Origin of the sequence: Nocardioides dubius, from assembly GCF_039528155.1 — a bacterium.
Taxonomy (GTDB): Bacteria; Actinomycetota; Actinomycetes; order Propionibacteriales; family Nocardioidaceae; genus Nocardioides; species Nocardioides dubius.
The window spans coordinates 275,755-284,616 of sequence record NZ_BAAALG010000011.1 but is presented as its reverse complement, the minus strand read 5'-3'; the positions used below and the strand labels follow the sequence as shown (position 1 = coordinate 284,616).

The following is an 8,862-nucleotide window of genomic DNA, read 5'->3' as shown; positions in this document are numbered from 1 at the left end:
CGCCGAGGCGACGACGCTGGTGCTGGCGGCTAGGGCGACCGACGAGGTTCGCTGGTTCGTGCTGCCGACCTCTGCCGTCGAGGTGACCCGCCGCGACGCACTCGACCTGACCCGCTCGCTCTCGCTGGTGCGACTCGACGGCGTTGCGGCCCAGCCTGTCGAGGTCGCGGATGCCGCAGCCCTGCTCAGGACGATGCGTGACATCGCAGCGGTGCTCATCGCGGCCGAGCAGCTCGGGGTCGCCGAGCAGGCGGTTGCCGATGCCGTCGCCTACGCGAAGGAGCGCGAACAGTTCGGTCGCGCCATCGGCTCCTTCCAGGCGATCAAGCACTGTGCTGCCGACATGGCCACCGAGGCCGACCTCGCCCGCTCCCTGGTGGAGCACGCGGTCTGGGCGGCCGTCGAGGCACCCGCCGCGCTGCCCGGCGCGGCCGCCTCCGCGCTGGTCGAGGCCTCGCGGAGCGCCTGCTGGGTGAGCGCCGAGAACGTGCAGATCCACGGTGGCATCGGGTTCAGCTGGGAGCATCCGGCCCACCTGTACTTCCGCAAGGCGCGGAGCAACGAGATGCTGTGGGGCGACGTCGCGGCTTGGGCGGAGCAGGCCTTCGACGCCTACGCCTACGCCGCCGACGCCGGAGTGGGCGAGTCATGAGTGAGGCGCGGGTGAGCCCCGAGGCCACGATCGTCGTGGTCGGCGCGGGCCTGGCCGGTGGCCGCACCTGTGTCGCGCTGCGCCAGCTGGGGCACCGCGGCCCGGTGATCCTGATCGGCGCCGAAGAGCACCTGCCCTACGACCGCCCGCCACTGAGCAAGGCGGTGCTGGCCAGCGGGGCCGACCCGGGCCTCGGACTGGAGCTCGACGGTGTCGACGTGCGCCTCGGCGTCCGGGCGACCGGACTCGATCTGGCTGCCACCACGCTGACGACCGACGCCGGCGAGGTCTCCTACGACGTACTCGTGCTCGCCACCGGCGCCGAGCCGGTTCGGCTGCCGGGCGAGGGACGGCAGGTGAGCCTGCGCACCCGCGAGGACGCGACGTTGATCCGCGCTGAGCTGCGCCCAGGCTCGCGCGTGGTGCTCGTCGGCGCCGGCTGGATCGGAGCCGAGGTGGCCACCGCAGCGGTCGCTGCTGGGTGCCGGGTGACCTGCCTCGAGGGCGGTGCCGCCCCGCTGGCCGGCCCACTCGGTGCCGAGGTCGCAGCCCGCTTCCTGCCCTGGTGGCGAGAGGTGGACCTGCGCACCGGCGTCCAGGTCGAGGAGATTACCGCGGACGGCGTCCGCTTGCGGGACCAGACGCTGGCGCCGGCCGACCTCGTGGTGACCGGCGTCGGCGTGCGTCCGGCAGTGGGGTGGCTGGCGGAGTCGGGACTCGAGCTTGCGGGCGGCGGGGTGGCGGTGGACGGTGATGGCCGCACCAGTGACCCCGCGGTCTTCGCGGTCGGCGACGTCGCAGCCCGCTGGTCGCCGCGGCTGGGGGCCCGGGTGCACTCCGGGCACTGGGACGAGGCGGTCAACGGCGCGAGCGCGGTCGCGCAGACAATCGTCGGTGCCGCCGCGGGGGCGGACCGCGTGCCGTACTTCTGGAGCGATCAGTTCGGCCGCAAGGTCCAGTACGTCGGCCAGCACGGACCGGCCGACCGGGCGGTGCTGCGTGAGCACGACGATCCGGAGAAGTGGGGCGTGGCGTGGCTCGCCGAGGACGGGCGGCTGACCGCGCACCTCAACGTGGGCTACCCGAAGGCGATGGTGCAGGCCCGGGTCGCCGTCGAGGAGCAGCGCCGGGTGGACGACGAGGCGGTGCGCAGGCTGGATGCGGCGCTGTAGTCGTTCGAGACGGGCTCAGGCGCGACGTCTTGTGACTAATCTCATGATGAATTAAGTTCGTCGCGGGACACCCTCGACCGAGGGTATCTGTGATCGACGACGAGTACCAGCATCAGCGAGTCAGGGGCAAGCGATGGCCAAGAAGAAGAGCAAGACGGCACAGGCCGGCGGGGGGATCCCGATCGCGTCGGGGCGCTCGCTGCTGCGTCCGCTGAAGGCGGCGGAGGTGGTCGCGCGCGACGTCGTCCGCGACATCGGTGCGGGCGGTCTGGCTCCCGGCGACAGCCTGGAGTCCGAGGCAGAGATGCTGAAGAAGTACGGGGTCAGCCGCGAGTCGCTGCGCGAGGGACTCCGCCTGCTCGAGGTGCAGGGGATGATCAACATCCGCCGCGGCCCCGGAGGCGGGCCCTCGGTCGGCACGATCGACCCGGCCAACCTCGGCCGCATGCATGCGCTCTTCTTCAACCTCTCCGGTGCCACCTACTCCGAGCTCTTCGAGGCCTGGGTCTTCGCGGAGTCGGCCCTCGCAGGCTTCGCCGCCGCGAATCCGGACGACGAGCTGCGCCGCTCTGCGATGAAGGGGTTCCTCACCCCGGAGGCGCATCAGCACGAGCACATCGACCTCGAGCAGTTCGTCGAGGGGCATGAGACCTTCCACAGCACCGTGGCCATGCTCAGCGGCAACCGCGTGCTGGAGCTCACCTTCCGCTCCTACGGGCTGCTGGTGGCGCACCACGTGGCGACGGTCGGTGACCCGAGGCCCATGAAGGACACGCTGGTGGAGGACCACCTGCGGATCGCCGAGTCGATCAGCGCGGGCGACCGCGCCGAGGCGGAGCGGCTGATGCGTGAGCACCTGCAGCAGGTGATTGAGATCAACATCGAACAGTTGGGTGACCTGGTCAGCGGACCGGTCGAGTGGCTCTAGCGAGGTGCTCTAGCCGCACTCCGACGCAACCGCAAGGAGAGAAGAGATGAAGTTTCACGAGGCTCTGGCCCGGACGCTCAAGGCGCACGGTGTCCAGAAGATCTTCGGCTTGATGGGTGACGCCAACCTGTACGCCGTCGACAGCTTCGTCCGCGATGCCGGCGGGCAGTTCTTCCCGGTGGTCAACGAGGCCACCTGTGTGCTCGCAGCCAACGGCTACGCGCGGATCTCCGGCGAGTTGGGGGTGGCGTCGGTGACCCACGGCCCGGCCCTGACCAACACCGTCACCGCGCTCGTGGAGGGGGTGCGCGAGCGCACCCCGATCCTGGTTCTCGCCGGCGACACCGCGGTGGTGGACAAGGAGAACATCCAGAGCATCTCGCAGCGTGACATCGTGATGCCCACGGGCGCCGGCTTCGAGCAGTTGCGCACGCCCGAGACCCTGGGGGAGGACGTAGCGGTCGCGATCCACCGCGCACACACCGAGCGCCGGCCGGTCGTGCTGAACATCCCGGTCGACTTCCAGTGGCTCGACGTCGACTACGAGGAGCCCCAGGGTGTCTGGTGGGTCCGGCCGTCCGCGGCCACGCCCGGCGCCGACGACCTCGACGTGGCCGCAGGCATCGTGGCGTCTGCGAAGCGTCCGATCGTGCTGGCCGGGCGAGGCGGCGGGCAGGCCCGTGAGGCCCTCGTGCGCCTGGCCGAGCGGATCGGCGCACCGCTCGCGACCACCCTGCGCGGGCGCGACCTCTTCCGTGGGGAGCCCCACGACCTGCACATCTTCGGCACCCTCTCGCACGAGATCGCGAGCGAGGTGATCGCCGACTCCGACTGTGTGATCGCCTTCGGTGCGGGCCTGAACAAGTGGACCACTGCCGACCACACCCTGCTCAAGGGCAAGGCGGTCGTGCAGATCGACTCCGACCTGGAGGCGATCGGTCGCTTCGAGGGCGTCACCGCCGGCGTCCACGGCGACAGCGGTGCGGTCGCCACCGCACTGGCCGACCTGCTCGACGAGGCCGAGGTGCCGTCGTCGGGCTACGCCTCCGAGGCGCTCGCCAAGCGGCTGGCTGAGTTCCGGGTCGAGGACACCTTCGTCGATCAGTCCACCGATGAGACGGTCGACATGCGCACCGCCATCCTGAAGATCGACGCCGCCTTTCCGCAGGACCGCAGCCTGGTCTTCGACGGCGGCCGCTTCGTGATGCACAGCTACCACCTGTTCCACGTCAAGCACCCCAATGACTACGTGCACACGGTCAACTTCGGCTCGATCGGACTGGGGCTGGGCAATGCGATCGGCGCCGCGCAGGCCTCCGACCGGCCGACCCTCCTGGTCGCCGGCGACGGTGGCTTCATGCTCGGCAACGTCGGCGAGTTGAACTCCGCGGTCCGGCACGGGGCCGACCTGGTCGTGGTGATCCTCAACGACGGTGCCTACGGTGCGGAGCACGTCCAGTTCCGGGCGAAGGGGATGGACCCGACGCCGTCGATGTTCGACTGGCCGGAGTTCGCCGACGTCGCCGAGTCGCTCGGCGCTCGCGGCTACACGGTGCGCAACCTCAAGGAGCTGGACGAGGTCCTAGCTGAGCTGCCGAACCGCGATCGGCCGGTGCTGATCGACGTCAAGCTCGACCCCGACAAGGTCACCATCCCGCACTGAGATGGGTTGCTGATCGCCGACATGCGATCCGGGTGGGTGCTGCAGAGCGCCCGCCCGGATCTTTTTTGTGCCCGGGCAGCGCAACGGGTTGACCTAATCATCATGAGGAATTAGTGTTCCTGGTGTTCGCCCCGCCCGATCAGGAGGAACAGTGACCAAGACCGAGGTCCTCAGCGACGTCGCCCCGGTGCGCCCCGGTGAGGAGCTGGACTGGGACCGTCTGCGCGCGCACCTCCTGGCCGAGCTTCCCGAGCTCGACGGTGACTTCTCGGTGCTGCAGTTCCCCCGCGGCTCGGCCAACCTCACCTATCGAGTGCAGGTGGGGGAGCGGCTCCTGGTCGTACGGCGACCGCCGTTCGGCCAGCTCGCCGCAGGCAGTCACGACATGGGCCGCGAGTATCGAGTCCTCTCCCGGCTGCACCGGGTATACGACCGGGCGCCGCGGGCGCTGCTGCACTGCACCGACCCCGAGGTGATCGGTGCCGAGTTCTTCGTCTCCGAGTACCGTCAGGGCGTCGTCGTGTGGGACCACGTTCCGGCTGCCGTCTCCACCGACGCCGACGCCTCGCGTCGCGTGGGGTTTGCCGTCGTGGACGCTCTGGCCGACCTGCACCAGGCCGACCCCGCAGCGTGCGACCTCGCCGACCTGGGCCGCCCCGAGGGCTACCTCGGCCGACAGCTCGCCGGCTGGCAGCGCCGGTGGGCGGCGGTCGCCGACCACTCCGACCTGCCCGATGCCGAGAAGACCCGCCGCGACGTCGAGCGCCTGGGAGGGCTCCTGCGTAGCGCCGAGCCGGCCAGTCAGCGCGCGGGCTTCGTGCACAACGACTACAAGATCGACAACTGCCAGTTCCGGCCCGGTGAGCCCGACCGGGTGCACTCGGTCTTCGACTGGGACATGGCCACGACCGGGGACCCGCTCTGCGACTTCGGCACCCTGCTCAACTACTGGCCCGACCACTCGCTCCCCGACGGCCACCCCGAGGCGTTCATCGCGGCGTCCGCCACGCGGAGCCTGGAACTGCCCACTCGGGCCGAGGTGATCGAGCGCTACGGCACGACCAGCGACCTCGACCTGAGCAGCATCGCCTGGTACGAGGCGTTCGGATGCTGGAAGACGGCAGTGATCTTGCAACAGCTCTACGCCCGCTACCTGCGCGGCGAGAGCACCGACGAGCGGATGCGTCAGCGCGGCGAGATGGTCGCCCCGCTCGCCGCCCGCGCCCTGCACCTCCTCGAGTCGTGACTGACGACCGAGCCCTGACAGCCCCATGATGGATATGAGGAACCGATGAAGACTGGAATGAGACTGGCGAGCGTCACCTGCGCCACCGAGGTGATGGTGGTGCGTGCTGCCGACGTCGCCCTCGAATGCGGCGGCGCACCGATGGTAGAGGCAGGCACGGATGCTGCCCCGGCCGGCGCTCCCGCCTCGGGCCTGGACGCTGGCACCGAGCTCGGCAAGCGCTACGTCCACGCGGCCTCCGGCGTTCAGGTGCTCTGCGTGAAGCCGGGCGCTGGGACGCTGTCGGTGGCCGGCGAGCCGTTGGAGCTGGTCGCGAGCAAGCAGCTCCCGTCCTCGGACTGAGAGCCACCGCGATGAACCTGATCATGCTGCTGGACATGGTGGCCCAGGCGGACCCTGACCGGATCGCCGTCACCACCGGCGATCGCAGTGTCAGCTACGGCGAGCTGCTCGCGATGGCGCACGAGCTCGCGGCCGGCATCGGGTCGGCCCCGGTCGCGGCCTACCTCGGCGAGAACTCGCCGGAGGCGGTGGCGCTCCTCTTCGGCGCGTCGGTGGCAGGCGTGCCCTATGCCCCGATCAACTACCGCTGGACGGATGCGCAGATCGCCGAGGCCCTGGACCGGATTGCGCCCCTGGCGGTGCTCGCCGACGCTGGCTGCGCGAGCCGCGTTCCGGACAACGACGCTGTGCGACACCTGACCCAGGTGCCCGGCGGATCGGTCGACGGCGCGGTGCCCGACGAGGAGTCGCCGGCGGTCCTGCTGTTCACCAGCGGAACGACATCCGCGCCGAAGGCCGCCGTGCTTCGCAACCGGCACCTGGTGCCGTACGTGCTCGAGACCATCGACTTCCTCAACGCCGACCCGGACGAGGCGATCCTGGTATCTGTTCCGCCCTACCACATCGCGGCCGTCAGCTCGGTGCTCACCTCGGTCTACTCCGGACGCCGGATGGTCCAGCTGATCACCTTCGATCCCGACGAGTGGGTGCGCACCGTCCGCAGCGAGCGGGTCACCCAGGCGATGGTGGTGCCGACGATGCTCAACCGGATCCTCGACGTCGTCGAGGCCGACGGTCTGGGGTTGCCGCACCTGCGCCACCTGTCCTACGGCGGCGGCAGGATGCCGGCGCAGGTGGTCGAGCGCGCGATGGCCCTGCTCCCGGATCTGAACCTCGTCAACGCCTACGGCCTGACCGAGACCAGCTCCACGATCACGCTGCTCAGTCCCGATGACCACCGCACCGCGGCTGCGAGCGAGGACCCGGCGGTGCGGGCCAGGCTCGGATCGGTGGGCAAGGCCCTGCCGTCTGTGGAGATCGAGGTGCGCGGCCCCGACGGCGTGGTGCTGCCCTCCGGCGTGGCCGGCGAGATCTTCGTGCGTGGTGACCAGGTGTCCGGCGAGTACCTGTCGCACACCGCGACCGAGGAGTCCGGCTGGTATCCCACCCGGGATCGTGGTCACCTCGATGCCGACGGCTTCCTCTTCCTCGACGGTCGTGCCGACGACGTGATCGTCCGGGGCGGGGAGAACCTCTCGCCCGCCGAGATCGAGGACCGGCTTGCTGCCCACGCGAGCGTTGCCGAGTGCGCGGTGATCGGTGTTCCCGACGCCGAGTGGGGCGAGCGGGTCGAGGCGTTCGTGGTGCCCGCCGAGGGCGGCGCACCCGACCCCGAGGTGCTGCGTGGATGGGTCCGCGAGGCCCTGCGCTCCACCAAGGTGCCCGCCGCCATCCACGTGGTCGACGAGCTTCCCTACAACGAGACCGGCAAGCTGCTGCGCCGCGAGCTTCGCGCGCGCCTGGCGGTCACTGCCTGAGGACAAGGACGAGACGCGATGAGCAGTACGGACCGAGTGGTCGTGGTGACCGGCGCCGGCGCCGGGATCGGGCGCGAGCACGCCCTCGAGCTGGCCCGGCACGGCGCCCGGGTGGTGGTCAACGACGTGGCCGACCCCGAGGCGGTGGTCGCCGAGATCCGGGACCTGGGTGGGGAGGCGATCGCCAATCGCTCCGACATCTCCGAGTGGGCGGGCGCCGGACAGCTGGTGGCCGACGCCGTCGAGGCGTTCGGGACGCTGGATGCCGTCGTCAACAATGCCGGCATCCTGCGCGACAAGATGCTGGTCAACATGGACGTGGAGCAGTGGGATGCGGTCCTCAAGGTGCACCTGCGCGGCACCTTCTGCGTCACCCGCCATGCCGCCGGCTACTGGCGCGAGCGCAGCAAGGCGGGGGAGCCGGTCGAGGCGCCGCGGGTGGTCAACACCTCCTCGCCCAGCGGGCTGTTCGGCAACGTGGGACAGATCAACTACGGGGCCGCCAAGGCCGCGATCGCCTCCTTCACCGTGATCGCTGCCGACGAGCTCGCCAGGCTGGGAGTGGGAGTCAACGCGATCGCGCCGACCGCGTTGACCGAGATGACCTCCGGCCTGGATTCTTACGTGCAGGCCGTCGCCGCGGAGAAGGAGCGCACCGGCTTCGACGTCGGCGATCCGGCGAACATCGCCCCGTTGGTGGTCTATCTGGCCAGTCCCGCCTCGGCGGGCATCACCGGCCGGGTCTTCACGATCAAGGGCGGCGAGCTCGCCGTGGCCGAGACCTGGGTGAAGGGGCCGCGCATCGAGCAGTCCCGGCGCTGGGAGGTCGCCGACCTCGCCGAGCGGCTGCCCGGCCTGGTGGCGCAGGCGCGGACCAACAGCCAGATCAACGGAAGCCCGCGCTGATGAGCCCGCGGGTCTTCGCCACGCTCGACGACTTCCGCGCCGCATGCGGCGAGGAGCTCGGGGTCGGGGAGTGGGTCGAGATCACCCAGGAGAGGGTGAACGCGTTCGCCGACGTCACCGAGGACTGGCAGTGGATCCATGTCGATGCCGAGCGTTCGGCGCAGGGTCCGTGGGGTGCGCCGATCGCGCACGGCTACCTGACGCTGTCGTTGATCCCCCGGCTCGGTGGCGAGATCTTCCGGGTGCAGGGCGCGCGGATGGGGGTCAACTACGGTCTCGACAAGGTGCGCTTCCCGCAGCCGGTGACGGTCGGCTCCTACCTGCGGGCGAGTGCCACCTTGACCGAGGTGTCCGAGGTGCCCGCCGGGCTGCAGGCGGTGGTGCGCTACGTCGTCGAGATCCGCGGGCAGAGCAAGCCCGCCTGCGTCGCGGAGACGATCCGCCTCCTGGTGGCCTGAGCCCGGCTGTCATCCAT

9 protein-coding genes are annotated in these 8,862 nt (G+C 70.5%); all 9 read left to right on the top strand.

Annotation, left to right across the window (positions count from 1 at the left end):
* A partial coding sequence (locus tag ABD151_RS14435) for an acyl-CoA dehydrogenase family protein (protein ID WP_343995462.1) occupies positions 1-652 on the top strand: 652 nt, incomplete at its 5' end.
* Complete coding sequence (locus ABD151_RS14430) at positions 649-1,824, top strand: NAD(P)/FAD-dependent oxidoreductase (RefSeq protein WP_343995461.1); 1,176 nt, start codon at positions 649-651, stop codon at positions 1,822-1,824. The genes ABD151_RS14435 and ABD151_RS14430, both read left to right, overlap by 4 nt.
* A gap of 133 nt (positions 1,825-1,957) precedes the next feature.
* On the top strand, positions 1,958-2,752 hold the full coding sequence (locus tag ABD151_RS14425; RefSeq protein ID WP_343995460.1) for a FadR/GntR family transcriptional regulator: 795 nt from the start codon (positions 1,958-1,960) through the stop codon (positions 2,750-2,752).
* A gap of 46 nt (positions 2,753-2,798) precedes the next feature.
* Positions 2,799-4,415: a thiamine pyrophosphate-binding protein gene (locus tag ABD151_RS14420; protein WP_343995459.1), complete on the top strand. Its 1,617-nt coding sequence runs from the start codon at positions 2,799-2,801 to the stop codon at positions 4,413-4,415.
* A gap of 151 nt (positions 4,416-4,566) precedes the next feature.
* The gene (locus ABD151_RS14415) at positions 4,567-5,661 is read left to right on the top strand and encodes a phosphotransferase family protein (protein WP_343995458.1); all 1,095 of its coding nucleotides are present in this window, start codon (positions 4,567-4,569) and stop codon (positions 5,659-5,661) included.
* A gap of 45 nt (positions 5,662-5,706) precedes the next feature.
* Positions 5,707-6,003, top strand: a complete 297-nt coding sequence (locus ABD151_RS14410) for a hypothetical protein (protein ID WP_343995457.1) — start codon at positions 5,707-5,709, stop codon at positions 6,001-6,003.
* 11 nt (positions 6,004-6,014) lie between these two features.
* Positions 6,015-7,481 (top strand): class I adenylate-forming enzyme family protein, encoded by a 1,467-nt coding sequence (locus ABD151_RS14405; protein ID WP_343995456.1) that lies wholly within the window; start codon positions 6,015-6,017, stop codon positions 7,479-7,481.
* A gap of 18 nt (positions 7,482-7,499) precedes the next feature.
* Positions 7,500-8,387, top strand: a complete 888-nt coding sequence (locus ABD151_RS14400) for an SDR family NAD(P)-dependent oxidoreductase (protein ID WP_343995455.1) — start codon at positions 7,500-7,502, stop codon at positions 8,385-8,387.
* Complete coding sequence (locus ABD151_RS14395; RefSeq protein WP_343995454.1) at positions 8,387-8,845, top strand: MaoC family dehydratase; 459 nt, start codon at positions 8,387-8,389, stop codon at positions 8,843-8,845. Before ABD151_RS14400 ends, ABD151_RS14395 begins: the two co-directional genes overlap by 1 nt.
* Positions 8,846-8,862 lie beyond the last annotated feature (17 nt).

What these genes read in the sequence shown, in the direction of transcription:
- ABD151_RS14400 (WP_343995455.1), top strand. Translation starts at nt 7,500, where the DNA reads ATGAGCAGTACGGACCGAGTGGTCGTGGTGACCGGCGCCGGCGCCGGG.
- ABD151_RS14420 (WP_343995459.1), top strand. Translation starts at nt 2,799, where the DNA reads ATGAAGTTTCACGAGGCTCTGGCCCGGACGCTCAAGGCGCACGGTGTC.
- ABD151_RS14405 (WP_343995456.1), top strand. Translation starts at nt 6,015, where the DNA reads ATGAACCTGATCATGCTGCTGGACATGGTGGCCCAGGCGGACCCTGAC.
- ABD151_RS14410 (WP_343995457.1), top strand. Translation starts at nt 5,707, where the DNA reads ATGAAGACTGGAATGAGACTGGCGAGCGTCACCTGCGCCACCGAGGTG.
- ABD151_RS14430 (WP_343995461.1), top strand. Translation starts at nt 649, where the DNA reads ATGAGTGAGGCGCGGGTGAGCCCCGAGGCCACGATCGTCGTGGTCGGC.
- ABD151_RS14395 (WP_343995454.1), top strand. Translation starts at nt 8,387, where the DNA reads ATGAGCCCGCGGGTCTTCGCCACGCTCGACGACTTCCGCGCCGCATGC.
- ABD151_RS14425 (WP_343995460.1), top strand. Translation starts at nt 1,958, where the DNA reads ATGGCCAAGAAGAAGAGCAAGACGGCACAGGCCGGCGGGGGGATCCCG.